Source organism: Bradyrhizobium sp. LM2.9 (assembly GCF_054056555.1).
Genome location: NZ_JBSRYJ010000002.1, coordinates 6,350,209 through 6,374,011, shown reverse-complemented (window position 1 = coordinate 6,374,011; position 23,803 = coordinate 6,350,209). Strand labels below are relative to the sequence as shown.

17 protein-coding genes and 10 pseudogenes are annotated in these 23,803 nt (G+C 63.0%); 9 read left to right on the top strand and 18 right to left on the bottom strand.

Annotation, left to right across the window (positions count from 1 at the left end; all coding sequences use genetic code 11):
- Positions 1-118: 118 nt before the first annotated feature.
- The 5 genes and pseudogenes from ACVWW3_RS32800 to ACVWW3_RS32780 all read right to left on the bottom strand — a co-directional run.
- Positions 119-1,063 (bottom strand): annotated as a pseudogene (locus ACVWW3_RS32800) (nitrilase-related carbon-nitrogen hydrolase); the annotation flags it as partial.
- Between the two features lie 139 nt (positions 1,064-1,202).
- Positions 1,203-1,577, bottom strand: coding sequence for a hypothetical protein (locus tag ACVWW3_RS32795; protein ID WP_456651911.1), 375 nt, complete (start codon positions 1,575-1,577; stop codon positions 1,203-1,205).
- 30 nt (positions 1,578-1,607) lie between these two features.
- Positions 1,608-1,982 (bottom strand): hypothetical protein, encoded by a 375-nt coding sequence (locus ACVWW3_RS32790; protein ID WP_456651912.1) that lies wholly within the window; start codon positions 1,980-1,982, stop codon positions 1,608-1,610.
- A 41-nt stretch (positions 1,983-2,023) separates the two neighbouring features.
- Complete coding sequence (locus tag ACVWW3_RS32785) at positions 2,024-2,479, bottom strand: hypothetical protein (protein WP_456651913.1); 456 nt, start codon at positions 2,477-2,479, stop codon at positions 2,024-2,026.
- 30 nt (positions 2,480-2,509) lie between these two features.
- The gene (locus tag ACVWW3_RS32780; protein WP_456672266.1) at positions 2,510-3,349 is read right to left on the bottom strand and encodes an alpha/beta hydrolase; all 840 of its coding nucleotides are present in this window, start codon (positions 3,347-3,349) and stop codon (positions 2,510-2,512) included.
- A 144-nt stretch (positions 3,350-3,493) separates the two neighbouring features.
- On the opposite strand from ACVWW3_RS32780, the gene ACVWW3_RS32775 reads away from it, so the two are divergent.
- Positions 3,494-4,450 (top strand): GlxA family transcriptional regulator, encoded by a 957-nt coding sequence (locus tag ACVWW3_RS32775; RefSeq protein ID WP_456651915.1) that lies wholly within the window; start codon positions 3,494-3,496, stop codon positions 4,448-4,450.
- A 166-nt stretch (positions 4,451-4,616) separates the two neighbouring features.
- A complete protein-coding gene (locus tag ACVWW3_RS32770; RefSeq protein WP_456672265.1) occupies positions 4,617-5,591 on the top strand; it encodes a GlxA family transcriptional regulator in 975 nt (324 codons plus the stop codon).
- On the opposite strand, the pseudogene ACVWW3_RS32765 reads toward ACVWW3_RS32770, so the two are convergent.
- Positions 5,592-6,118: pseudogene (locus ACVWW3_RS32765) on the bottom strand (integrase arm-type DNA-binding domain-containing protein); the annotation flags it as partial. It lies immediately after the preceding gene.
- Positions 6,119-6,516: 398 nt separating this feature from the next.
- Between ACVWW3_RS32765 and ACVWW3_RS32760 the strand changes: the two are divergent.
- Positions 6,517-6,759, top strand: coding sequence for a hypothetical protein (locus tag ACVWW3_RS32760; protein WP_456651917.1), 243 nt, complete (start codon positions 6,517-6,519; stop codon positions 6,757-6,759).
- A 131-nt stretch (positions 6,760-6,890) separates the two neighbouring features.
- Positions 6,891-8,738, top strand: coding sequence for an acyltransferase family protein (locus ACVWW3_RS32755; protein ID WP_456651918.1), 1,848 nt, complete (start codon positions 6,891-6,893; stop codon positions 8,736-8,738).
- A gap of 223 nt (positions 8,739-8,961) precedes the next feature.
- Here ACVWW3_RS32755 and ACVWW3_RS32750 read toward each other — a convergent pair whose 3' ends face one another.
- Positions 8,962-9,171 (bottom strand): hypothetical protein, encoded by a 210-nt coding sequence (locus ACVWW3_RS32750; protein WP_247351587.1) that lies wholly within the window; start codon positions 9,169-9,171, stop codon positions 8,962-8,964.
- Between the two features lie 123 nt (positions 9,172-9,294).
- Between ACVWW3_RS32750 and dinB the strand changes: the two are divergent.
- Positions 9,295-10,393, top strand: a pseudogene (gene dinB, locus ACVWW3_RS32745) (DNA polymerase IV).
- 79 nt (positions 10,394-10,472) lie between these two features.
- On the opposite strand, the gene ACVWW3_RS32740 reads toward dinB, so the two are convergent.
- The 6 genes and pseudogenes from ACVWW3_RS32740 to ACVWW3_RS32715 all read right to left on the bottom strand — a co-directional run bounded on the left by ACVWW3_RS32740 (position 10,473) and on the right by ACVWW3_RS32715 (position 13,436).
- Entirely contained in the window at positions 10,473-10,766 is a 294-nt protein-coding gene (locus tag ACVWW3_RS32740; protein ID WP_247351582.1) for a hypothetical protein, read from the bottom strand.
- Between the two features lie 267 nt (positions 10,767-11,033).
- Positions 11,034-11,209: pseudogene (locus ACVWW3_RS32735) on the bottom strand (DNA-3-methyladenine glycosylase I); the annotation flags it as partial.
- A 34-nt stretch (positions 11,210-11,243) separates the two neighbouring features.
- Positions 11,244-11,408: pseudogene (locus ACVWW3_RS32730) on the bottom strand (cyclic nucleotide-binding domain-containing protein); the annotation flags it as partial.
- Positions 11,409-11,683: 275 nt separating this feature from the next.
- A pseudogene (locus tag ACVWW3_RS32725) lies at positions 11,684-12,425 on the bottom strand (di-trans,poly-cis-decaprenylcistransferase).
- Positions 12,426-12,454: 29 nt separating this feature from the next.
- Complete coding sequence (locus tag ACVWW3_RS32720) at positions 12,455-12,832, bottom strand: transcriptional regulator (RefSeq protein ID WP_456672264.1); 378 nt, start codon at positions 12,830-12,832, stop codon at positions 12,455-12,457.
- Positions 12,819-13,436, bottom strand: coding sequence for a hypothetical protein (locus tag ACVWW3_RS32715; protein ID WP_247442027.1), 618 nt, complete (start codon positions 13,434-13,436; stop codon positions 12,819-12,821). The genes ACVWW3_RS32720 and ACVWW3_RS32715 overlap by 14 nt, the downstream gene beginning before the upstream one ends.
- Before the next feature lie 202 nt (positions 13,437-13,638).
- Here ACVWW3_RS32715 and ACVWW3_RS32710 point away from each other — a divergent pair, with 202 nt between their 5' ends.
- On the top strand, positions 13,639-14,895 hold the full coding sequence (locus ACVWW3_RS32710) for a S1C family serine protease (RefSeq protein WP_456651920.1): 1,257 nt from the start codon (positions 13,639-13,641) through the stop codon (positions 14,893-14,895).
- Between the two features lie 77 nt (positions 14,896-14,972).
- Here the strand turns inward: ACVWW3_RS32710 and ACVWW3_RS32705 are convergent, their stop codons facing one another.
- Positions 14,973-15,251 (bottom strand): DUF3551 domain-containing protein, encoded by a 279-nt coding sequence (locus tag ACVWW3_RS32705; protein ID WP_247351570.1) that lies wholly within the window; start codon positions 15,249-15,251, stop codon positions 14,973-14,975.
- A gap of 149 nt (positions 15,252-15,400) precedes the next feature.
- Positions 15,401-16,375, bottom strand: coding sequence for a Bug family tripartite tricarboxylate transporter substrate binding protein (locus ACVWW3_RS32700; RefSeq protein ID WP_456651921.1), 975 nt, complete (start codon positions 16,373-16,375; stop codon positions 15,401-15,403).
- A 125-nt stretch (positions 16,376-16,500) separates the two neighbouring features.
- Between ACVWW3_RS32700 and ACVWW3_RS32695 the strand changes: the two are divergent.
- A pseudogene (locus ACVWW3_RS32695) lies at positions 16,501-16,912 on the top strand (VOC family protein).
- A 98-nt stretch (positions 16,913-17,010) separates the two neighbouring features.
- Positions 17,011-18,588 (top strand): annotated as a pseudogene (locus ACVWW3_RS32690) (ATP-dependent acyl-CoA ligase).
- 16 nt (positions 18,589-18,604) lie between these two features.
- Here ACVWW3_RS32690 and ACVWW3_RS32685 read toward each other — a convergent pair.
- The 3 genes and pseudogenes from ACVWW3_RS32685 to ACVWW3_RS32675 all read right to left on the bottom strand — a co-directional run bounded on the left by ACVWW3_RS32685 (position 18,605) and on the right by ACVWW3_RS32675 (position 22,734).
- Positions 18,605-19,700, bottom strand: a pseudogene (locus ACVWW3_RS32685) (HD-GYP domain-containing protein).
- 263 nt (positions 19,701-19,963) lie between these two features.
- Positions 19,964-22,246, bottom strand: a complete 2,283-nt coding sequence (locus ACVWW3_RS32680; RefSeq protein ID WP_456651923.1) for a molybdopterin cofactor-binding domain-containing protein — start codon at positions 22,244-22,246, stop codon at positions 19,964-19,966.
- Positions 22,243-22,734, bottom strand: coding sequence for a (2Fe-2S)-binding protein (locus ACVWW3_RS32675; protein WP_027514647.1), 492 nt, complete (start codon positions 22,732-22,734; stop codon positions 22,243-22,245). Before ACVWW3_RS32675 ends, ACVWW3_RS32680 begins: the two co-directional genes overlap by 4 nt.
- A gap of 298 nt (positions 22,735-23,032) precedes the next feature.
- On the opposite strand from ACVWW3_RS32675, the pseudogene ACVWW3_RS32670 reads away from it, so the two are divergent.
- Positions 23,033-23,799: pseudogene (locus ACVWW3_RS32670) on the top strand (alpha/beta fold hydrolase).
- Positions 23,800-23,803 lie beyond the last annotated feature (4 nt).

Genomic DNA, 23,803 nt, shown 5'->3' with positions numbered 1-23,803 from the left:
CGAGCGCGGCGACGAGACCACCGCCAGTGAGAAGGAGGTGCCGGCGTGAAGTCATGGGATTGCTGCCATTGCCGGACGCGAGCCGATTTCTTCCAGCCGATCGGCCGGTTTGACAGGTCTCCAGCGCTGGATGCGCGCTGCGCTCATGCACATGGGACTTCGGCCTGCGGTCGATCAGGAGGCTGAGCAGCTCCGGGCGGCTGTAGTGACCGCGCGAGTCCATCAGGCGCTTGCGCTTGTCGATAACCCAGAAATCTAGATCGGCGATGACCTCGCCTTCGCCCGATCGCAGCGGCGCGCCCATCAATGCGCCCTCTGGAGAGACGATCGCGGTGAAGCAGCCGCTAGAGATCGGCTCGATGCTGCTGCCGGTATCCTTCATGATCCGGGCTTGCTGCTCCGCGTTCAGCCAGGCGGTCGCACAGACCACGAAACACCCGGCCTCCAGTGCGTGCTGTCGGATATTGACCGAAATTTGCTCGGAGAAACCGTCGCCCGCGAACGAGCCAGGATACATAGCCGAGTGAATCTGCTCGCCGTCAGCCATCAAGGCGTAGCGGGCCAGAGGGTTGTAATGCTCCCAGCAGGCCAGCTGACCGATGCGTCCTACGGCGCTGTCGACACAGCGCAGGCCAGAGCCATCGCCCTGACCCCAGACCATGCGCTCGTGATAGGTCGGAGAAATCTTGCGACGGTGCTGGATGAGTGTGCCGTCTGCATCGAACAGTAGTTGCGCGTTGTAGACCGTGCCGCCATCACGTTCGTTGACGCCGACCGAGACGACCATGCCGGCTTGCTTGGCGGCATCGCCTATAGCTTTGGTGGCGTCGGACGGCACGGTCACCGCCTGATCGAGCAACTTGTAGTGCTCCGCGCCCATCAGGTAGGGCGCTTCGACGAAGGAAAAATAGGGGTAGTAGGGAATGACCGTTTCCGGGAAGGTCGCGAACTGGACGCCTTGGCGCCCGAGCTCGAGAATCTTCTTGACGACTTTGCCAACGGTGCCTTCCCGGCTGTAGAGAACGGGACTGATCTGCACGGCTGCGGCTTTGACAATAGGCATCGTGACGGGTCCTCCTTGGCGGGTTGTTGATGTAACCTTTGGTCCGCGCGACGCGCCTCACCATGCCAAGTCGGCTTCGATCAGTTGGACGATAGAGCTTGGAGCGCTACCAAGGTCACAACGAGGCCCACGGGTCGCATTACGAACGCGGAGGTTCCGCGATGAGCATCGCAAGCGGCGCAAGCGGCCCGAGCGCGATCAGCTCGAATTCCATCATTCCGGCCACACCCAGTGGAAGCTTCTCCAGGAGTTCGTCCGCCTCTGCCGTGCTGGTGGCGTTCACGATGAACACGACGCCGCGGTCCTCCGTCCGGGAGAACCACTGCTCGATCTTGCCGGCGAGATAATGACGAACCGTCGCGCGAACCTCGTGGGGGCGGATCGAGGCGATCGCCTCGGCCGTGCCCTTCGCAGTGACAGAGCCGATCGCCAGGATCTTGGTTGTCGGAGCGACAACCGCAGCGAGCGCGGGCAATATCTCAGCATGGACGCGCGCGTTCTTGACTTCAGACATTTTGCTATTTCTCTCGGCCCGCGGGTCGCATTACGAACGCGGAGGTTCGCCGATGAGCATGGCGAGAGGCGCGAGCGGCCCGAGAGCGATCAGCTCGAATTCCATCATGCCGGCCACGCCGAGAGGAAGTTTCTCCAGAAGTTCGTGCGCCTCTACGGTGCTGGTGGCGTTCACGATGAACACCACGCCGTAGCCCTCGGTCTGGAAGAACCATTGCTCGATCTTGCCGGCGAGATGATTGCGAACCGTCGCGCGAACCTCACGGGGCAGGACCGGCGCGATCGCCTCGGGCGTGCCTTTCGCCGTGACGGAGCCGATTGCCAGGATCTTGGTCGTTGGACCAACGACGGCGGCAAGCGCGGGCAATATTTCAGCGTGGACGCGCGGATTTTTAGGGTCATACATTCGATGTTCCTTTCGATCTATTGGTAAGGACCGCCTGCGAATTACTTAGCGGGATCGGTCAGAAGCACGCGGAGCGGGGCGATCGGGCCGAGTGAGATGATCTGGAACTCCATCAGCCCGGCCTGGCCGAAAGGAAACTTGCCCAGCAGGTCCAGAGCCTCCTTCGGATCGGTGACGTTCATCATGAAGACGACGCCGCTCTGGTCCTGCTTGAGGTACCACTGGTCGATTTTCCCAGCGAGATAGAGCCGTACCGTGTCGCGCACTTCGGCAGGCAGGAGCGGCTTCCACCGCTCCGGCAACCCTTTGGCTGTGAAGGTGCCGATCGCGAGCAGTTTGGTCGTCGGGACGTCGAGGCTCGATGATGGTGGCGCTGACTGAGCGAACGAAGCCGTCGGGCTGATCACCGCCAGTACCGTGACGAGGCCAACGGCGCGCGCGAGCTTGGTCAAGCGGCGTACGCGAACGGTGAGCCTGTCGAGCGCGCGCAGGCTCATGACAGCATCGCCTTCGCTACTTGCGCGGGCTCATCGGCCTGCAGCCAATGGCCCGCCGGTATGACGGTGAGGGACGCATTTTTGAGCTGAGATTGACGCCGCTCGGCCATGGCGACGGGGAAGTAGGGATCGTATTGTCCCCCAGATCAGCTTGACCGGAATATCGAGCGTCTTGAGCGCGGTCAGATGCTTGGCGTTTCGGGCGTGTTCATCGAAGAATTCCGCCGCCAACTGCACGAAGGCAGGACCGGCGCCGGGTCGGGCGACGAAGTTGTCGCTGATCAGCGGACCGATGAACGCGCTGAAATGGGGTCTTTGCGCCTCAGGCAAGGAGTCCAGGAATTTCTTCTGCTGCCATTTCAGCAGCCAGCCAAACTGTTCGGGGCTCTGGGCGATCGCTATTGCAAGGGCCTGCATGCTCCGAGTCGCAAAGAGCGTGATCATCTCGGGCCAAAGAACCGTGGAGTCCTCGCTATAGGCCGAGTTGAGCATGATCGCGGAGTCGACGCCTCCCGGATGGGCGAGCGCGTAGTTGAGCGTCGCCATCCCGGAGGAATCGTGAGCCACCGGAACGATCTTTCCCAGGCCCAGCCCCCCGACGACCGCTTCAAGGTCGCTCAGTTGCTGCTTAAAGCTATAGACAGCGCCGGCGGGCTTGTCCGAGGCGCCGAAGCCCAGGAAATCGAACGTCACCACGCGCCGGCCGCGGGCAACCAGGAACGGGATCAGGTCATCCCAGATATGCAGGTTGTCAGGGAAGCCGTGCATGAGCACGAAGGCCGGGCCAGAACCCGCATAATCCCGAGCGTAGACTTTTCCTTCGCCCCTAGAAATGCGATGCTCGACGAAGGCGGCGTGATCGGAAGACATGCATTACCTTTCTTCCTCACGGAAGCGCTGATGGGGGTCGCTTAGCGGCGAGGAGCCAGTGCGAGATTTGTTGCTCGGACTCTAGCGATTAAGGCGGGGCTGACGTAGGTCGTTCTTGCCACCATTCGTGCCACAGGAGCGAAAATGCATCGGGTCGGTTTCATCGTGCCGCAACAGTTTCAGTTGATGAGCCTTGCGGCGCTGACGGCGTTCGAGATCGTGAACCTGCCCCCGGCTGACCAGCGCTACGACATCCATTTGTTGTCAAGACATGGCGGTCCGGTTCGGTCTTCCTCAGGAATGATGCTGGAAACCGAGGCGTTCGGAGATCCCGCCTTCGACACGGTCATCGTGGGTTCGATCACCGAGATGGACATGCCTTCTTCCGATGCGACTACGATCGCGTTCGTGCAGGAAGCCGCCAAGGCGTCGAGGCGGGTCGCCTCGATCTGCAGCGGAGCGTTTGTACTGGCTGAAGCGGGCCTTCTGAGTGGTCGACGCGCGACGATGCACTGGGCCCATGCAGCTAGCTTCAGGGCTCGGTTTCCGGATGTTAGGGCGGAGGAGGACCGGATCTTCATCAACGATGGTCCGGTCTGGACGTCGGCGGGAATGACCGCGGGGATCGACCTCGTACTGGCGTTGATCGAAAATGATCTCGGTCCCGAAGCCGCGAAAATGGTCGCCAGGCTTCTGGTCATGAACCAGCGTCGGATGGGTGGACAAAAACAGCATTCCGCACTCCTCGATATGACGCCGAAGTCCGATCGCATCGAATTGGTCCTGGCGCACATCCGTCAAAATCTGGGGAACCCACTCACGATCAACGAGCTAGCAGCGGTCGCCAGCCTAAGCCCTCGCCAGTTCAGCCGCGCCTTTCTGAGCGAGACCGGCCAGTCACCGGCAAAAGCCGTCGAGCGGCTTCGGTTGGAGGCCGCCAGGTTCATGATCGAAGAGGGACGGCACACGGTTAACGTCGTGGCGCAGGAAACGGGCTTTGCGGATCGCGAACGCATGCGTCGCGCGTTCCTCCGGACCTTCGGCGTGCCACCGGAGATATTGCGTAGGAACGCTCGACGCGAGGCGGTAGCGGCTGCCTGACTTTGGGCTGTCAAGAAATTTAGGCTTTTGAGTCAGGCTCTCGACGTGGCGCCGAGCGGCGCTCTCTGCCACCGGCTCGCGCGCGAGCATCCGCATTCGATATCAGAGCATGCCTCGATGACACCCATCTGGGCTATTATCCACATTTCGGATACTAGGAGTAGCCATGCATCGGGTAGGTCTCATTGTCCCGCACGGCTTCCAGCTCTTGAGCCTTGCGCCCATGACGGCATTCGAAATGACGGGATTCGGACTTGCGAAGCCGCCCCCGGCCGATTCTCACTATGACCTTCATCTGTTGTCGGAACACGGCGGTCCCGTTCGATCCTCTTGTGGTTTGACAGTTGAAACCGAAGCATTCGACGATCCGGCTTTTGATACAATTATTGTCGGCGCGGTCACCGCGTTCGAAATGGCTCCATCGAGCGAAAACCTGATCACCTTTGTGCAAGAAGCTGCCAAGGTATCAAGGCGCACTGCTTCATTTTGCAATGGGGCGTTTGTTCTCGCCGAAGCCGGACTTCTCGATGGTCGCCGCGCGACGACGCATTGGATCCAAGCGACAAGTTTCAGGGCTCGGTTTCCGGATGTCAGGATGGAGGAGGATCGGATCTATATCAATGACGGTCCGATCTGGACGTCAGCCGGAATGACCGCAGGAATCGATCTTGTTCTAGCGATGATCGATAGGGACTTGGGTTCCGAAGTTGCGAAGGCTGCTGCCAAACTTATGGTCATCAATCAACGTCGTATGGGTGGACAAACGCAGCATTCCGCGCTCGTCGACATGACACCGAAATCCGATCGCATCCAGTTGGTCGTCGCGTATATCCGCCAAAATCTGCGGAATCCGCTCACAATCGAGAACCTTGCGGCGGTCGCCAACCTCAGTCCTCGCCAGTTCAGCCGCGCCTTTCTGGCCGAGACGGGGCAATCTCCGGCAAAAGCAGTGGAACGGCTTCGGCTGGAAACGGCCAGGTTCATGATGGAGGAAGGGCGGCACACGGTTAATGTCGTGGCGGAGGAAGTGGGTTTTGCTGACCGCGAGCGCATGCGTCGGGCGTTCCTCCGGACCTTCGGTGTGCCCCCGGAGGTATTGCGAAGGAATGCTCGACGGGAGGCGGTGACGACTGCGTTTTAACAGCTTCTTGGTCTTGACCGAAACCCGCGATTTTCCCGGCCATGATGTCCTTGAGGACCTTGTTGATGTCGGTCTTGGTAAGATCCTTAACCCGCCGGGTACCTATGAGTGGAATAATGTGACGCTCGATGCGGCCGGTGTCTGTGACAATCGTTGAGGCCTTCTTCGTCCGCCCTCCCTTTCCCAGGATGAGGCCGGCCTGGAGATCGGCGAGATAGCGGGTGCACAGCTCCTTCACAGTGATCGCCTTGTGATCGAGCTGGCGATCTTCGACCGGATCATCACCCCCAAGCGACCCGACCTAGTTGCACCCTTGCCTCTCGGCGTGAAGTCTCGGGCGCCCAGGCTCCGTGAAGCCCAATTGTGTATCGCCGTGAGCGACCCCTGGTTCGATACTGAATGACGTAGCTGCGCTTGCCCGAATTAAAGACCCGGAGTCCAAAGCCGGGCAGTTCGTCGTCCCAGATCAGGTAGTCTTTCTCTCGGGCATCCGCCGCCTCGACGACCCTCTTCGTGATCTTGACCATGACGTTCCTTCGTTCCGGGCGCGATCTCTCACGTAAGCAGGACGTAAGCAGGCGGGAGAAAATCGGTGCGGGCTTTCGGATAGGAACGTCGCTGTTGTTGTTGAGAATATCCAGTTGCCACAGCTAGATAGCGTAGAATAGCGTGCCCTATCGCATTTTTCGGATGGGTACGTTATCTTGCTCCGAAGGCAAGGGTCACACGTTCGAATCGTGTCGGGTGCGCCAGTAAACTCAGTCAGTTAGGCAGCTGGCCTACCGCCCCTTTGTGGTGGATAAGCGCCCGCCAGTTCTTCTTCCGCTGCGGCAGCAAAGGGTGCCATTCCACACCATCAACCTTGCCCTTAGCCCAGATCGCCGCGAGCGATTTAGCGGGCACGTTGACCGGCGAAGCAAGAAGCATGGATCGATTGCCGGGGACCAAGTCGAAGCCCATCCTGGCACCGCACCATGTCTACCTACGGTTTCCTTACGACGGCCCCGAACACACCCCGTCGAGCCGATCCGTCCTCAAGGGCATGCCGGTCATCCGCACCACAGATGAGGAGCGCGAGGTCTGGATGTGCGCGCTTGGGACGAAGACGGCGCTGCACCGGTCGCTGCCCGATGCCTACCCTGCGCATTGTCGCCTTCAACGCGATTGAAGGTTGGACCAAGGACGCAACCTCCGAAGTTGGCACGGCACCGCCTGGAACTTGCCGATCACGATCATGTCCACGAGTTGCCACTTCGTGTCGGATTGTGTCTCGATAAGAATTTCGCTATTGCGAAGTCGATGAAGCCGTCGGAAAACTATCGGCCAGACATTGACGGGCTGCGTGCCGTCTCAATCCTGCTGGTCGTCGGCTATCACGCGCACCCTTGGATGCTGCCCGGCGGCTTCGTCGGCGTTGACGTCTTCTTCGTCATCTCTGGCTTTCTGATCACGCGGATACTGCTGACGCCTGGTGGCATCTCGCTCGCGGCATTCTACGGCCGCCGCATCAAGCGCATCTTTCCGGCCCTGATCGCCGTGCTGCTGGCCACCTATGCGCTCGGATACGCCATCCTGCTGCCTCCACAGTTCCGGCTGCTCGGAGAGAACATCGTCGCCAGCGTTCTCTTCGCCTCAAACCTGTTCCAGCTCGGGCAGGCCAGCTACTTTGCGCCACTCGCCGGAGAGAACGCGCTTCTCCACCTTTGGTCGCTCGGTGTCGAGGAACAGTTCTACATCTTTTGGCCGCTGGCGCTCGGCCTGCTGGCGCGCTCGCCGCACCGGCGTCAATACATCCTCGGCGCCATCGCGCTGTCGCTGGTGGCGGGCGTGGCTCTGGCCAGGACGAACCTGGAGTGGGGCTTCTACGCCCCCTTGCCGCGGGCATGGGAACTGCTGATCGGCGGGCTCGTGGCCGAGGCCAACCTCGTCCGAAAAAGCAGGAGCAACCTTCTCGGCGCGATTGGCCTTGGTGCCATCGCATCTTCCGCTCTGCTGTTCGATCGCGCGATGGCCTTTCCGGGGGCGCTGGCATTGCTCCCCGTTATCGGCGCTGCACTGGTGATCGCGTCGCCAAATGCCGCGGTCAACCGCGTGCTATTGTCGAGCCGGCCCGCCGTGCTGCTCGGTCTCATCAGCTACCCACTCTATCTCTGGCACTGGCCGCTGCTGGCCTATCTCGGAATTGTACGGCACGGGGTTCCGAATTTCATCGAGATATGGGCCGCAGTTCTCGCCGCGACCGTGCTGTCAATCCTGACCTATCGCTACATCGAATCGCCGGTCCGTCATCGGCGCAATGCCGCGCCGGCTTTGTCGATCGCGCTGGCCTTGGTCGGCGTGATCGGAATCGCCACGATCCTCTCCGCCGGCTTTGTCTCACGATTTCCGCTGGCGCTACAGGCAATCGCGACCGTCAGCACCGATAACAATCCCGCATTCAGGGACCACTGCTTCCTGGAGGCGCCGGGGAGCAGCTTTGATGCGAACTGCATCGAGCAGGGCGACAAGCCGCTGCTCCTGCTGTGGGGCGATTCATCCGCCGCGTCGCTCTATCCGGCCGCGGCGGATGCGGCAAGGGAAGCCTCGTTCCGCGTGGGGCGTTTCAATGCGCCGGGCTGTGCGCCGATCCTCGATGCGGGACCGAATGCATCCTGCGTCGAGAGCAACGGCAGGGCCATTGCCGTCATCAAGGAATCTCACCCCGATATCGTCGTGCTGCATGCGATGTGGGGTTTCGATACCGACCTGAACAAGCTCGGCAGCACCATCGCCGCGCTTCGGAGCACCGGGGTAGCGCGCGTGGTCATCGTCGGGCCGCCGCCGGTGTGGAAGCGCACGCTGCCGCACGCGATCATCAACCACTATCGCTTCGCGCACGAGATTCCTGACCGGCTCGGCGCCGGGGTATCCGGGCCTGCAGAGGATGATCTGATGGCCGCTTTCAGCAAATCCGCCGGCGTCGATTATGTGTCGTTGCGGAAGGTGCTGTGCGATGAGCGGCAACAATGCCTCGTGCGCACGCCGGCCGGCGAGGTGATCGTGACCGATACGATACATCTGTCACCGGGCGGGGCTAGGCTGGTACTCGATGCCGTGGGGCGGGATTTGTTTCGGCAGGCTGCCTCTCCTAGCGCCGTCTTGCACTGAAGGCCGGACTACATAAAGCCGAGCTTAGCTCACCATGGTTAGCACAGGCTTGCTCGAAGGAGACGGCGGGACGGCGAAGGCCTGGAGCGTACTCTGTCTGGCGGGCCGGCCGCGCCAGTTTGTGGCGCGGTTTTCCAGTTGACACCTCGCCTGCTACGCGACTGCCAATGGTCGATACTTTACACGCTCGAACGCACGGCACATGCCCAGCCGGGCCCCACGCTCACGTCAGCATCGAGATGATCGCCTGGATCTGGTCGGAAGCCGACGTTACCAGTCCGTCGTACGACGTCTGACCGTGTGCGGCCGCCTTCAGGATGCATTCGGCTACGGCCGCTTTCAGGCCGAACACCGACTGGTCGGCCGGCACGCTCGCCATCACGGCCTCCAGCGCCTGACGCATCGTCACAATGAGCTCGGAACTGTATTGCATTGGCTGTCCCTCCGCGAGCTCATATTAGATCGCGGGGTCATGCTTGCCACTCACAAGCGTGAGATTGCGCTGTGAATCACACGTCACCTCGCGCTTCTCGTCGCGCAATTGTATCATCTGTCCATGAGCGAATCCGACACCGTGACCGGCGATGCCTCGCCCGTCCGCAAGATCATCCATATCGACATGGATGCTTTCTATGCGTCCGTGGAACAACGCGATAATCCGGACCTGCGCGGAAAGCCGGTTGCAGTGGGAGGCTCCGCGGAACGCGGCGTCGTCGCGGCCGCCAGCTATGAGGCCCGCACGTTCGGCGTTCGCTCTGCCATGCCGTCCGTGACTGCGAAGCGACAATGTCCCGATCTGATCTTCGTCAAGCCGCGCTTCGAGGTCTACAAGGCGATCAGCAGGCAGATCCGCGACATCTTCGCCGAGCACACTCCCATCATCGAGCCGTTGTCGCTCGACGAGGCCTATCTCGACGTGACGGAAAACCTGCAATGCATTCCGCTGGCGCGGGACATCGCACTGCGGATCCGCGAGAGGATCAAGGCCGAGACGGGCCTCAACGCATCGGCGGGCATCTCCTATAACAAATTTCTGGCCAAGCTCGCCTCCGACCATCGCAAGCCCAACGGTCAGTTCGTGATCTCGCCGGAGATGGGGCCCGCCTTCGTCGAGGCGTTGCCCGTCGGAAAATTCCATGGCATAGGCCCGGCGACCGGTGCGAAGATGAACGCGCTCGGCATGTTCACCGGCCTCGATATTCGTCGTCAGACGCTGGAGTTTATGAATGCGAATTTCGGCAAGTCGGGCGCCTATTACTATTGGATCTCGCGCGGTGTCGACGAACGGCCGGTCCGGGCCGACCGGGTCCGCAAGTCAATCGGCGCGGAGACCACGTTCTCGATCGACCTCAACGCATTCGACGCGCTGGTCGCCCGAGCTCAAGCCGCTCGTCGACAAAGTGTGGCGCCATTGCGAAGCGACCGGCAACCGGGGCCGCACCGTCACCTTGAAGATCAAATTTGCCGACTTCGAGATCATCACGCGCAGCAAGTCCGCACCTTCGCCGGTTGCGGGCCGGGACGATCTGGAGCGGTTGGCTTGCGGCCTGCTCGAATTCGAAATGCCGCTACCCAAGCGCGTCAGGCTGCTGGGGGTATCGCTGTCTGCCCTCCAGATGGGGGACGCAGAGCCGCAGCTGACTTTCGGCATTTGATCCTGGCGGTTCTAAACCCGTCCTGATCGGTGGCGGGATTCAGAACCGCCACCGATCAAATTCGATCGGCTCAGACCTATCAATGCCTCACGTGCTCGAACACCACGATCACGCCGGTCGGCTCGGGCTCATGCGCCATCAGGCGGGTCAGTTCGGGATCGCCCCAGTTGGCGAGGCTGACGACTTCGCCGCTCTGGCGCTCGGTGCCGGGCGGCGCCGTGGGCTCGACGACCTTCAGCCCCATATCGTCGACAAAGAAAGTGTGCTCGCCGAACATGCTGTTGAGCTGCGGCATGGCGGGATGCTCGTCGGGCAGCACCTGAGCGCCGAGCTGGTTGACGGTCTGCTTCACCTGTTCGGATGTGAGCTTCATGAGCTGCTCCGTTTCTGTCACGTCGGTTTCATTGAGCTGAGCCAGAGCAGGTTCCCTGCGTCGATGTTCGCTTGGCTCAATCTCCCGAACGGGTGCTGCGCACAAATGTTCCGACAGAATTCATTTCGTGATCGCGAGTTTCATTCGCCGCGCTCGCGGCACGAGATCGCCACAGGATGTCCACGATCCGGCGATCGAACAATGCTACTCGGCGGCTTCGACGATCCGGATGTCCCGGTCCGCGCCGTCGCCGAGCAAATCGTGAGCCGCCCATGCGTTGAACGGCGCCTGCACTTTTGCGAGATCACCTTTGGACTTGACCTCGTCGGCGATGTCGAGGCCGGCATCGCGCAGGCAAGCCACGACGTCTTTGAGGTGACAAAGCCGTCCCAGCCGACGAAGCGCTCCTGAAGCGGCCCGCAGCTTCCATCGAGGCGGCGCCCGACTGGCTCACATCCTTGGATCGGATTGCCGATCCTAGCCTGGCGAGACCTTGAGTGGCGGCAGGTTGATCATGCTCTGGAGCACTTCGCCGACCATGATCAGATGGGTGCCATGGCCGGCATATTGCTGCTTGAGGTCGGCGAGATAGGTGTTGGCGACGTTGAGCCACTGCGCCAGCGTGCGCGCGAGCAGCAGCGCTCAAGTTCACGGCAAGCCCGGCTATCGCGACAGGCGCTTGGCGAGGTGGATCGACTACCAGTCTCCCAGGCCGTACGTCACACACGACCGCGTTCAGGTGGTCTCGCGCTTTCCGACGCGCCGTTCAGGCCGCGCCGCCGTCATCGACTGTTCCTCGCTGTCCCGCGGTTGGTTGGCGTGATCGTCCGTCCCACTTCCTGAAAGAAGCCCAATCCCCGACTGAACCCGAAGACATCGCACATGACAGCCGCAGGGACCGTTGCCCGCCTTCTGCGTCACACGCGAGAGAGTGAAGGCACCTCCTCCGGCACGATCGCCTGGAGGCCGCCGAAGCGACGCTCGCGACCGTGGAAGGAGACCAGGGCCGCGGCGAGATCGCCCGCGTCGAATTCAGGCCACATCCGCTCGGTGAAGTGCAACTCGGCGTAGGCGCCTTCCCAGAGCAGGAAGTCCGACAGCCGCTTCTCACCCGAGGTGCGGATGATGAGATCGACGTCGCGCAAACCGGCTTCGCCGGTGACGAGCTGCGAGAACGCTTCGCGGGTGAGACTCGTCAGCGCCGCCGCCTTCGCCGCCGCGTTGAGGATGGCATCGCGGGCGGAATAGTCGACGGCGATGCGCAGATGAAGCGTGCTGCCGTGCGCGGTGGCCGCCTCGGCGCGCGCGATCGCGTTGGCGATGCCGTCGGGCAGGCGGTCGCGGCGGCCCGATCACGGTGAGGCGGACGCCGTTTTTCACCAGGCTCTGCACCTCATTGGCGAGATAGAAGCGCAGAAGCGTCATCAGCGCGGCGACTTCGGCCTTCGGCCTTCGCCAATTGTCGGTGGAGAATGCGTAGAGCGTCAGCGTGCCGATGCCCTGCTTGGGTGCGACCTCGACGATGCGGCGGATCGCCTCGACGCCGGCCTCGTGGCCGCGCATGCGCGACAGGCCGCGCCGCGTCGCCCATCTGCCGTTGCCGTCCATGATGACGCCGACGTGAAGCTTCTCGTTGCGGGATATAAGGTCGCTTTGCATTGCAAAGTCTCCGGTCAAAAAAGGGAAGATCAAGTCGAGACGATACCGAGACGGCCGAGCGGCGTCGCCTCCCGGCCGGCGGCCTTGGCCGCGTCGCGCACCAGGCGTTCGAGGACGGTGAGATAGTCGAGGAAGCGGCGGCGGCCGGCCTTGGTCAGGCGGCAGGTCGTGTGCGGGCGATTGCCCTCATGATAGCCCTTGGTCACCTCGACGAGGCCGGCTTCCTGGAGCACGGCGAGATGCCGGCTGAGATTGCCGTCGGTGAGGCCGCAGAGCTGCTTGAGATCGGCGAACGCCAGACCCTTCGGATGCGCCATCAGCGAGGTCAGAAGCCCGAGCCTCGCCTTCTCGTGGATCACGCGGTCCAGTCCTTCATAAGAGAAGGGCGCGCTGTCAGTCTTCGACATCATGATCTCCGGACGCGAAATACAGAATGCCCGCCATCACCGACTGCCCGATCACGAAGGGCAGGCCCATGGTCCATGGCGACAACGTGTGGGTTTGGCTCGCCAGCACCACCACCGCAAAGCCGGACATGAAATACCAGGCGCCGGCGAGTGCGACGGCGCGCGGCAACGAGCGGACAGAGGCGAAAATGCCGAGTGACACCAGGATCTGCCACAGGCCCGGCAGCAACCACAGCGTTTCGCCCGCGAACTTCCACATCACCACCGCAAGCAGAACACCGGCCACGCCTGCGGGCAGGAACTGCTCGACTGCCTGGTGAATCATGGCGTCGGCGAGACCCGAGTGATGGCGGCGCGAACGTGCGCGCATCTCGACGCCGATGATCAGGCCAGAGAGCGCGGCGGCAATGAACCAGCCGAAGAAGAAGCCGAGCGGCTCGCTGGTGGGATCCCCGAGCAGCCAGAATTGCAGGATTGCGGTGAGAAGCGCGACCGCGCCGGTCGCGGCCATCGTCGCCGAGCCGTAACCGCGGAATGCCGTGCCGGCCGCGATCTGGCTGCGGATCGCCACGATGTCGGCCAGTGCCTTGTCGAGATCGCGCATTGGCAACGCCAAAACCTCGTTCCGCCCACGCTTGCCGGGAAATGCTGGTCCCGTTACTTTGTATTGCAAAGTATATAGGATTGCAAAGTAAAGGCAAGCCGGAAGGTCGCTCCGAGGCCGCCGGCACGGTCCGACAACTGCCGGTTGCGCGGCACCTCCTCCCGCAGATAAGATCAGCGCAAAAGCGTTCCCGGGGGAAGGTATGTGGCTTAAGTCATTGATCGTTGCGTGTTTATTGCAGGTGAGCATCTTCAGCGCAGCGCATGCGGCCGGGCCGTTCGGCAGCGTCAAGGTCGGTAACTGGATCGGCGGCGCGTTCAGCAATGATGAAACGGGAGCTTTCTCGCATTGCGCCGCGACGACACCTTACGCGAACGGCGTCATCCTTGTCGTGGGTTACAATGCTGCCGGCATATGGTCGCTGGCCTTTGCGAGTCCCAGCTACCGCTTCAACAAGGGCGAGAACGCCGCGATTGACGTCATCTTCGATGGACAGGAGCAGGCTAGGCTGTTTGCTACGGCCAATCAGCCGAACATGCTCACGGCCGTCATGCCTGCCAACGTCGTGCGAACGTTCCAGAAAGCGAGCCTGATGGTCGCGACGGCCGGCCGCGCGGTCCTGAATTTCGACCTGACCTCGACCGGGCCCGTGATCGCGGCCCTGGCCAACTGCGCGACCAAGGTGAAGGCCGATGGGCTCAGCAAGGCCGGCGATTTCACCAAGATCGCCGCCAAGCCGCAGCCCGCGCCGGACAAGCAGGCGCCACCGGTCGGCAGCAAAGCTACCAGGGCCAGGAGCGGCACCGGCTTTGTGGTCAGCGCGAACGGCCACGTCGTCACCAACAACCATGTGATCGACGGCTGTGTCGGCGACATCAAAGGCAATCTCACCGGCGAGGCCTCGATGGCGCTGCGCGTCGTGTCGAGCGACGCGAACAACGATCTCGCGCTCTTGCAGGCGCCATCGACCATGACATTCAAGGAATTTGCGCGGATTCGCGACCGCTCGATCCGCTCCGGCGATTCCGTCATCGTAATCGGCTTTCCCTTCCATGGCCTGCTCACGTCGGACTTCACCGTGACGACCGGTATCGCGAGCTCGCTCAGCGGCATGCGCAACGACACGCGTTTCCTGCAAATCAGCGCGCCGGTGCAGCCCGGCAATAGCGGCGGCCCGCTGTTCGACACCACCGGTCAGATCGTGGGCGTTGTCACCGCAAAGATCCCCGTATTGCGCATCGCCGCCGCGACCGGCAACATTCCCGAGAACATCAACTTCGCCATCAAGACCGGCGCGTTGCGCGACTTCCTCGACAACAGCGTGGTGCCCTACCAGACCTCCGAGCCCAAGGGAGAGCTCAAGGGAGAGCTCAAGACCACCGACATCGCCGGCAACGCGCGGCCGTACACGATGCTGATCTCGTGCAACGGGACCGAGCAGGCCGACGCCAAGCGGTAGCGACAACGCGGGCTGCGTCTGCGTAGGCCCGATTCCGCTTCGCGCCATCCGGGCGACCAGGTCAAACCGCGAGCTCCTCAATACGGCGCGACGGGCCGCACGCGCCGGGACGACCGCGATTGTGGCAGAGGCGCCTGACCGTAGGCGACACGCGGATTGGGCCCGCAATACAGCAGCCGTCCAGACACGCTGGCCTGGCACTGCTCATAGGTGCTGTAAGCACACTCACCGGGATAATCATATTCCCCGCCCTGGGCGCACCATGGGTAGTCGCGTGCCGCCGCGGGCGTGACAGTGGCGAAGCCGGCAAGGACTGTCGCGCCAAGGCCCAGAAGCGCCAATTGTGTCTTGCGCATGATCCCAACTCCTCTCCTCGCGGCGCGAGATACGCGCCATATAGCATCAGGTTTCGCCACGCCGTTTTATTCCAGATCGACGGGTCTTGGCACCCAAGAAAAAAGCCCTGCCGAACGGCAGGGCTCCAATCACGATCATCACAAGATCGCTACTCGATCTTCAGGCCGGCGAACTCGACGACCTTCTTCCACTTCTCGGTCTCGGCCTTGATCTCCTCGCCGAACGCCTCGGGCGTCTGCACCCGCGGCTCGCCGCCGAGCTCGACCAGGCGCTTGGTCATGTCCGGCTCCTTCATCAGCGTGTTGATCTCGCTGTTGAGCTTGGCGATGATTTCCTTGGGCGTGTTCTTCGGCGCACCCATGCCGAACAGCGCGCTCGCCTCGTAGCCCTTCACGGTCTCACCGATCGCCGGCACGTCGGGCAATTGCGGCGAGCGCTCCGCCGTGGTGACGCCGATAGCGCGGAGCGAACCGGAACGGATGTGCTGGATGATCGAGGGCATGTTGTCGAAGATCACCTGCACCTGGCCGCCGAGCATGTCGGTGATCGCGGGCGCGGCGCCGCGATAGGGCACGTGCTGCATCTTGCAGCCCGTCAGCGCCATGAACATCTCGCCGGACAGATGCACCGAGGTGCCGTTGCCCGAGGAGGCCATGTTGACCTTGCCGGGATTGGCCTTCACGTATTCGATGAACTCGGCGACGGTCTTGGCCGGCACGTCCTTGTTGACGGTCATCACGTTCGGCACGCGCTGGAACGAGGCGATCGGCGCGATGTCCCGCACGAAGTTGAACTTCAGATTGGTGTAGAGCGAGGCGTTGATGAAGTTGGCCGGATTGACCAGTTGCAGCGTGTAGCCGTCGGGCTCGGCGTTGACGACCGATTCGGTGGCGATATTGTTGCCGGCACCCGGCTTGTTCTCGATCACGAATTGCTGGCCGATCTTCTCCGACAGCCGCTGGCCGATCAGCCGCGCCAGAATGTCGGTGGCCCCGCCCGGCGGATAGCCGACCACCCATTTCACCGGGTGGGCCGGATAATCGGCGGCAAGTGCCTTCGACAGCGGGCTGGCTGCAAGCGGACTGGCGGCGAGCAGGCTCAGCGCGGTACGGCGAGTGATCATCTCAAGGGTTCTCCCAACGTGTTGTTCTTGAAGCCAGACAGCTTGAAAGTGGCGTCGATGCGGTTGTAACAAAGCTTGCCGCAGGCGGAAAGTGCACGTGGCGCATCACGACGAAAGGATAAGGCATGGCGCTCAAGGTCGAAGCCCTCGATCATCTCGTGATCAACGTCGCGGACGTCGCAGTGACCGCCGAGTGGTACGGCAGGATTCTCGGCATGGAAGTCAAGGTGTTCGACCCCGGCGGGCGGCAAAGCGCCGCGGACTTCGCTACAATTCGGTAACCAGAAGATCAACGTCCGGCCGCGCGATGCCGACAAGGTGGAGTGGTTCACCGCGGATCACCAGACCGCCGGCAGCGAAGATCTGTGCTTTCTCACCTCCGCCGCGCCCGGCGAGGTGGTGGCGCATTTGAAGGCACATGGCGTCGCGATCGAGGAAGGCCCGGTTCCCAAGCAGGGTGCCCGCGGCACGCTGCGCTCGGTCTATTGCCGGGATCCGGATGGGAGTTTGATCGAGATTTCGTCGTACGCGGATTGACCGGCGCATTTGCTCCCTGCGCCATCCAATGGCAAAAGAGCTCCCGACAATAATCTGAAGACAGCCGCCAACCAGAAGCAGGCTGCACGGGAGCAAACATGCCGAACGACACGGCCGCCGGAATCGTGAGCCCATTCGACGGGCTCGACGTGCCCTCGCTGCTGTAGATGCGCGCCGAAATGCGCAGCTCACATCCGTTCCTGATCTGGGCGCCGTTCGACGCGCCCGCACGGCACTGGAGCTATCGCGAGTTTCACGAGCGGGTCGGCGCGCTCGCGGCGGGACTGGCGAAGCGCGGCGTGAAGCCGGGCGAATATGTGCTCATTCATCTCGACAATTGCATCGAGGCGCTGCTGGCCTGGTTTGCCTGTGTCGAACTCGGCGCCATCGCGGTGACCACCAACACGCGCTCGGCACCGGCCGAGCTCGACTATTTCGCCGATCATTGCGGCGCGGTCGCCGCGATCACGCAGCCGGCCTATGCCGAGATCGTCGCGCAGAACTGCCGCAACATCCGCTGGATGGCAGTGACCTCGCATGATTCGGGCGCGGTGCCTGCGCAAGCGGTCTCACGCGGCGACAGTTTCGAAGCGCTGTTCGCCGACAGTGCCAATCGTCCCAGGCGTGCGACAGATCCGCTCGCGCCGTGCAGCGTGCAGTATACCTCGGGCACGACATCGCGTCCGAAGGCGGTGCTGTGGACCCACGCCAATGCGCTGTGGGGCGCCAAGATCAACGCCGCGCACGAGGACCTGCACGCAAGCGACGTGCATCAGACCTATCTGCCGCTGTTCCACACCAATGCGCTGGCCTATTCGATGCTGGCGGCGCTATGGGTCGGCGCCACCTGCGTGATCCAGCCGCGCTTTTCCGCCAGCCGGTTCTGGGGCGTCGCGCGCGAGCACGGCTCGACCTGGACCTCGACGATACCGTTCTGCATGAAGGCGCTGCTCGAGCAGGAAGTCCCGCGCGATCACAAATTTCGCTTATGGGGCACCGCGATCAACGAGCCGCCGGCCTTCGCCGCTTTTGGCGTCAAGATCATCGGCTGGTGGGGCATGACCGAGACCATCAGCCACGGCATCGTCGGCGAGGTCGACCAGCCCAACGTCCCGATGTCGATCGGCCGCGCCGCGAGCGAATACCAGATCCGCATCACCGACGATGACGGAAGGCCGACGGAGGTCGGCGACACCGGCAATCTCTCGATCAAGGGCATCGTCGGCCTGTCGCTGTTCGCCGAATATCTGCACAACGAGAAGGCGACACGCGAGAGCTTCGACGAGCACGGCTTCTTTCTCACCGGTGATCGCGTGGTGCGGCTGGAGAACGGCACTATCCGCTTCGGGGACCGCAGCAAGGACATGCTCAAGGTCGGCGGCGAGAACGTCGCCGCGTCCGAGATCGAGCAGGTGGTCGCACTCGTCCCCGGCGTGCGCGAGGCCGCCGTGGTGGCGAAGACGCATCCGATGCTGGACGAGGTGCCGGTCGTCTTCATCATCCCGCAGGGTGGCGTCGCCGGTGCGCGGCCCGATCTGCACGAAGCCGTCATGACCGCCTGCCGCGCCGGCCTCGCCGACTTCAAGGTGCCGCGCGAAATTCGTTTCGTCGACGACATGCCCCGCTCGACGCTGGAGAAGGTGGCGAAGGCGGAGCTGAGGAAGATGGTGGGGTAGCTCGTAGGATGATGCTTCAGAACGATCCCAGCGCCACCGGGCGGAACGCCTGCAACAGCTGCTGGTCCAGCTTGCCGCCCATGCCTTCCATCATCGCAAACGCGCGCGAATGGGTGAAGGGCATGCGGTAGGCGCGCTTCTCCACGAGTGCGGCGTAGATGTCGACGATCGTCGTGACCCGCACGATGTCGCTGATCTGGTTGCTCGAAAGCCCGTTGGGATAGCCAGAGCCGTCGAGAAATTCGTGGTGGTGCAGCACGACGTCGAGCATCTCCGGCGGGAAGCCGCCCTGGGCTGCGAGCGCGTCATAGCCGCGGCGCGGATGCTGGCGGACTTCGGCCATCTCCTCGTCGGTGAGCTTGCCGGGCTTGTCGAGCAGCGCGGAGGGAACGAAGGCCTTGCCGACGTCGTGCAGCAGCGCGGCCCGGGTCAGCCGGCGCTGATCGTCCTCGCGCATGCCGAGGTGCTGAGCGAAGGAGACTGCAAATCCGGTGACGAACAGGCAGTGGCGGTAGCTGCCGACATGGTGGCAGCCCACCGTGGTGAGCCATTCGCGCAGCGAGGAGTGCTTGATCGCCTTCAGGATCTTGCTCTCGGCGGCGATGACGTCGTCGAAGGTCAGCGGCACGCCGAGCGGCAGCTTCTCGAACATCTTCTTCAGAATCGCATGCGCCGCCTCGACGCCGCGATTGAGCGTCTTGCCGCGATCGGACGCGTCATAGACGGCGGTGTCAGGGAAGGCCGCACGGATGCGCTGCAGGATAGCCTCGGGCTGAAGCGGCCGCGAGATGGTGTCGGTGGCGCCCAGCGCCCAAGCCTGCATGGTGCCGTGATGCAGGGCGTCCGCAAGCACGAACAGCCGCGGCATCGCGCGATAGGCGTCGCCGCGCAGCTTGTTGCGCACCCGCTGCACGCTCTCGGGCGAGCGCAAATTGATGTCGACCACGAGGCCGGAGAGCTCGCGCGAAGGCTGCTCGGGGAGCTCCTGGGTCGTCACCGTCGCGACGTCACCGACCGCCTTGAGGATGCTCGGCGAGCTCGGTGCTCTCGTCGCTCCGGTCGGAGGCGAGCAGAAGCCGGCGTTTGGCGGCGGTTTTGGCTGAGGCGTTCATGGCTTCCCCAAGAGCACACGGGACTGGATTTGGCGTCAGCCTAAGCCGGATCAGGTTCTCCGGCCCTTAAGAGGCGTGCTCAATGGAACCCTGCGGAATCAGAGACAATCTTACGGATTTCGCCTCCCCGAGCGGTTCCACTCAAAAGAGCGAAAACAACCCCATGCACAGTAGGGATGTGCTTGTAAATAAAGGGGTTTTCCAACGACAAATCCGCCGGAGACTGCCCCCCGGCGGATCATGTCAGGTCAATCGCGGCCGGCTTACGCCTTCATCGCGCCCTTCACGGCTTCGGCCGTGATCGGCAGGGCTCGGACGCGGGCGCCCGAGGCGTTGAAGATGGCGTTGCCGATCGCGGGTGCAATCACCGTCACGGCAGGCTCGCCGACGCCGGTGGCCTTTTCGCCATTGGCGATCACGGCGATCGCGACCTCCGGCATCTGGCTCATGCGCAAGGGCGTGTAGCTATCGAAATTGGTCTGTTCGATGCCACCATCCTTCAGCGTCGCCTTCTCGTACATCGCCAGCGACAGGCCCCACAGCGCCGCGCCCTCGACCTGGGCGCGGATGTTGTCGGGATGCACTTGCGTGCCGACGTCGGTTGCGACCGTGAGCTTCTTCACGGTTACCTCGCCCGACGGCGCAACGGCGACATGGGCAACGCAGGCCGTCCAGCTTGCGGTCGCGCGTTCCTGCGACGACACGCAGGCGACACCCATGCCCTCACCCTTCGGCAGCTTCCTGCTGCCGTAACCGGCGAGACCCATCGCGGCGAGCAGCGTGTTGCGGAGCCGCTGCGCGCCGCCGTCGTTCTTGCCGGCGCCGTCGAGCAGCGAGATGCGGAACTGCGCCGGGTCCTTGCCGGTCGCGGCCGCGATCTCGTCGATCATGCTTTCGACCGCCCAGAACGTCCAGCCGGGCGCCACCGATCGGAGCTGACCGGACGGGGTGGCGTTGTGCGCCATCTCGTTCTTGATCGCGCGCACATAATGGTTGGGCACGGTGTAGAAGAAGTCGGCCCCGTTCACCGTAAAGGAGTCGAGTGGACCCTTCTTGTCGACTGACGGCGTCAGGAAATCTGGGATTCCCCAGCGCTGGGTCGGCCAGGCCGAGACCACGTCGTGACTGAGCGCGATGAGCTTGCCGTCGCCGTCCACGCCGGCCTTCACTTTCTGCAAGGTGAGCGGACGCGAGAAGTCCATCGTCATGTCGTTTTCGCGCGTGTAGATCACCTTCACCGGCTTGCCGATCGCCTTCGCCGCCTGCACCGCCGGAATCATCATGTCGGCATCGAGCCTGCGGCCAAAGCCGCCGCCGAGCCACATCTGGTGCATGACCACGAACTTCGGATCGATCCCGGCTGCACCCGCGGCGATCCCGCCGGAGCGCGTCGCGAACTGATTGCCGGAATAGATGTGCAGGATGTCGCCCTTGAACTCCGCGGTGGCGTTCATCGGCTCCATCGGTGCGTGGATGTTGATGCTGGTGGTGTACTCCGCCTCAAGCACCTTGGCCGCCGTGCCGAACGCCGCCACGGGATCGCCGTCCTTGACAAAGAACTGACCGGAATCGTCGAGAGCCTGCAGCCGCTTGGCCTCGGCATACAGCGACTCGCTCGACACCTTCGCGTTGGGACCGCCGTCATAGCTGATCTTCAGCGCGGCAGCGGCCTTCTTGGCGTTGGCGTAGGTGCTGGCCACCGCCACCACCCAGCCCGACGTCGTCTGCGTCTTGTCGTCGAGGGTGACGGCCTTGATGAAGCCCGGCACCTTCTTGGCGGCGCTGTCGTCGACCGATTTCACCGTGGCGCCGAAGCGCACCGGCGGCGTGACCACCGCGCCATAAGCCATGCCCGGAATCATCACGTCGATGCCGTATTTGGCCGTTCCGTTGGTCTTGGAGGGGATGTCGAGCTGCGGCACCGACACGCCGATCATGGTGTACTGATCCGGCGTCTTCAGCTTGATCGCCTTCAGCTCGTCCGGCGTGAAGGTCTTGGTCGCCTTGCCGCTCTTGACGACATCTGCGAACGACATCTGCTTCTTCGACTTCGGATGCGCGATCATGGAATCGCGCACCACGAGCTCGGAGGCCGGCACGCCCATCGCGGCGGCCGCGCCTTCCGTCAAGGCCATGCGGCCCGCGGCACCCGCGCGGCTCATGGCGTCGAAGTTCATCATGGTCGACCAGCTGCCGCCGGTGATCTGCGCACCGAGCACGGGGTCGTTGAACTTCGGATCATTGGAGGCAAGCTGAACGCGCATGTCGCTCCATTTGGCCCCTAACTCTTCGGCCACGATCTGCGCCATGGTGGAGGCGATGTGCTGGCCCATGTCGGCCTTGCCGCAGGTGACGGTGACCAGACCATCGGGCGCGATCGCGTACCAGACGCTGGGCTCGAAGTTGGAAGGCGCCGCAAGCGCCTCACCGATGCCGGGTACACCGGAATAACCGAGCACGAGGCCGGTTGCGGCGGTGCCGACCAGGAAGGAGCGGCGGCTAAGATCTGATGTCTCTGATGTGACGTTCTTCACGTGCCGGTTCATGTGGGCCTCCGTTCGTTGCCGGAGGCGGATGCGGTGCGCATCTCGGTTGCGGCGCGCATGATTGCCTTCTGGATCCGCGAATAGGTCATGCAACGGCAGAGATTGCCGTCCATATGCGCCACGACCTCTTCCTTGGTCGGATTGGGATTCTTCGCGAGCAGCGAAGCCGCCTGCATGATCTGCCCGGATTGGCAGTAGCCGCATTGCGGAACCTGCTCGGCGATCCATGCCTTCTGCAAGGGATGATCGCCCTTGGCGGCGAGGCCTTCGATGGTGGTGATCTTCTTGCCGGCGACATCGCCGACCATGGTTTGGCACGAACGCACGGCTTCGCCGTTGACGTGCACGGTGCAGGCACCGCACAGGCCGGCACCGCAGCCGAATTTGGTGCCGGTCATCTGCAATTGCTCGCGGATCGCCCAGAGGAGCGGCGTGTCGTTCGCCGCATCCACGGACATACTCCGCCCGTTGATGGTGAGAGTTGGCATAGGCGTCTTCCCCTGCCGGTGCATGACGGCGGCAACTTGTGTCGCGGACGCCCACCGGGCCGGCGCCAGCCTTGCCCGCAAGAATGATCGGGTTCAGCGGCGGAGGCAAATGCAATTTGGAATCGATCGAAACAAACGCGGCGCCTGCTCGTTGTGCGTCGCGACAAGGGCGGTGTTGCAGCCACTGAACGCAACCGAGTGCGGCGCCAGGCATGCAGGCAATCGCAATCAGGCGGTTTCCTACGAGTAACCCAGCGCGTTAGGATGGACGAAGAAACAAGATAACAAGGTGGAAGCAATGCCAAGGATCGATCGGGACGGCGTCGGAATCTATTACGAGGTTCATGGCGAGGGACCGCCACTGCTGCTGACCCATGGCTACTCCCTCGACCTCGGCAATGTGGCATGGGCAGATCGATGCGCTTGCCGGGGATCACAAGCTGATCTTGTGGGACATGCGCGGTCACGGCCAGTCCGACTATCCCGACGATCCCGCCGCCTACAACGAGGCGCTGACCGTCGGCGACATGGCCGCGATCCTCGATGCAGCCGGCGCTGAGCGCGCCATCATCGGCGGGCTGTCGCTCGGCGGCTACATGACACTCGCTTTCACTCGCGCGCTTCCGATGCGCGCCCGCGCGCTGCTGATCATCGACACCGGCCCGGGCTTCAAGAAGGACGACGCGCGCGAGGCCTGGAACGCGCGAGCGCTCGCCACTGCCGACAGGCTCGATCGCGAAGGCCTCGACATGCTGAAGGCAGCGACGCGCGAGCGCGCCACGGCCAGCCATCGCAACGCCAGGGGATTGGCGCTTGCCGCACGCGGCATGCTGACCCAGCGCGATGCGAAGGTGATCGAGCTGCTGCCGGATATCAAGGTGCCGGCCGCTGATCGTTGTCGGCGCCGACGACACGCCGTTCCTCGCCGCGTCCGACTACATGGCGGCAAAAATTCCCGGCGCACAAAAAGTCGTGATCCCCGCCGCCGGGCATGCCGTCAACATCGATCAGCCGCAGGCTTTTGTTGACGCGGTGGTGCCTTTCCTGAAGAACTTGCCGGGATAGGACG

Excerpts from the sequence above, each read along its gene's own strand:
- ACVWW3_RS32795 (WP_456651911.1), bottom strand. The coding sequence starts at position 1,577 with ATGTCTGAAGTCAAGAACGCGCGCGTCCATGCTGAGATATTGCCCGCG.
- ACVWW3_RS32790 (WP_456651912.1), bottom strand. The coding sequence starts at position 1,982 with ATGTATGACCCTAAAAATCCGCGCGTCCACGCTGAAATATTGCCCGCG.
- ACVWW3_RS32785 (WP_456651913.1), bottom strand. The coding sequence starts at position 2,479 with ATGAGCCTGCGCGCGCTCGACAGGCTCACCGTTCGCGTACGCCGCTTG.
- ACVWW3_RS32780 (WP_456672266.1), bottom strand. The coding sequence starts at position 3,349 with ATGTCTTCCGATCACGCCGCCTTCGTCGAGCATCGCATTTCTAGGGGC.
- ACVWW3_RS32775 (WP_456651915.1), top strand. The coding sequence starts at position 3,494 with ATGCATCGGGTCGGTTTCATCGTGCCGCAACAGTTTCAGTTGATGAGC.
- ACVWW3_RS32770 (WP_456672265.1), top strand. The coding sequence starts at position 4,617 with ATGCATCGGGTAGGTCTCATTGTCCCGCACGGCTTCCAGCTCTTGAGC.
- ACVWW3_RS32760 (WP_456651917.1), top strand. The coding sequence starts at position 6,517 with ATGGATCGATTGCCGGGGACCAAGTCGAAGCCCATCCTGGCACCGCAC.
- ACVWW3_RS32755 (WP_456651918.1), top strand. The coding sequence starts at position 6,891 with ATGAAGCCGTCGGAAAACTATCGGCCAGACATTGACGGGCTGCGTGCC.
- ACVWW3_RS32750 (WP_247351587.1), bottom strand. The coding sequence starts at position 9,171 with ATGCAATACAGTTCCGAGCTCATTGTGACGATGCGTCAGGCGCTGGAG.
- ACVWW3_RS32740 (WP_247351582.1), bottom strand. The coding sequence starts at position 10,766 with ATGAAGCTCACATCCGAACAGGTGAAGCAGACCGTCAACCAGCTCGGC.
- ACVWW3_RS32720 (WP_456672264.1), bottom strand. The coding sequence starts at position 12,832 with ATGTCGAAGACTGACAGCGCGCCCTTCTCTTATGAAGGACTGGACCGC.
- ACVWW3_RS32715 (WP_247442027.1), bottom strand. The coding sequence starts at position 13,436 with ATGCGCGATCTCGACAAGGCACTGGCCGACATCGTGGCGATCCGCAGC.
- ACVWW3_RS32710 (WP_456651920.1), top strand. The coding sequence starts at position 13,639 with ATGTGGCTTAAGTCATTGATCGTTGCGTGTTTATTGCAGGTGAGCATC.
- ACVWW3_RS32705 (WP_247351570.1), bottom strand. The coding sequence starts at position 15,251 with ATGCGCAAGACACAATTGGCGCTTCTGGGCCTTGGCGCGACAGTCCTT.
- ACVWW3_RS32700 (WP_456651921.1), bottom strand. The coding sequence starts at position 16,375 with ATGATCACTCGCCGTACCGCGCTGAGCCTGCTCGCCGCCAGTCCGCTT.
- ACVWW3_RS32680 (WP_456651923.1), bottom strand. The coding sequence starts at position 22,246 with ATGAACCGGCACGTGAAGAACGTCACATCAGAGACATCAGATCTTAGC.
- ACVWW3_RS32675 (WP_027514647.1), bottom strand. The coding sequence starts at position 22,734 with ATGCCAACTCTCACCATCAACGGGCGGAGTATGTCCGTGGATGCGGCG.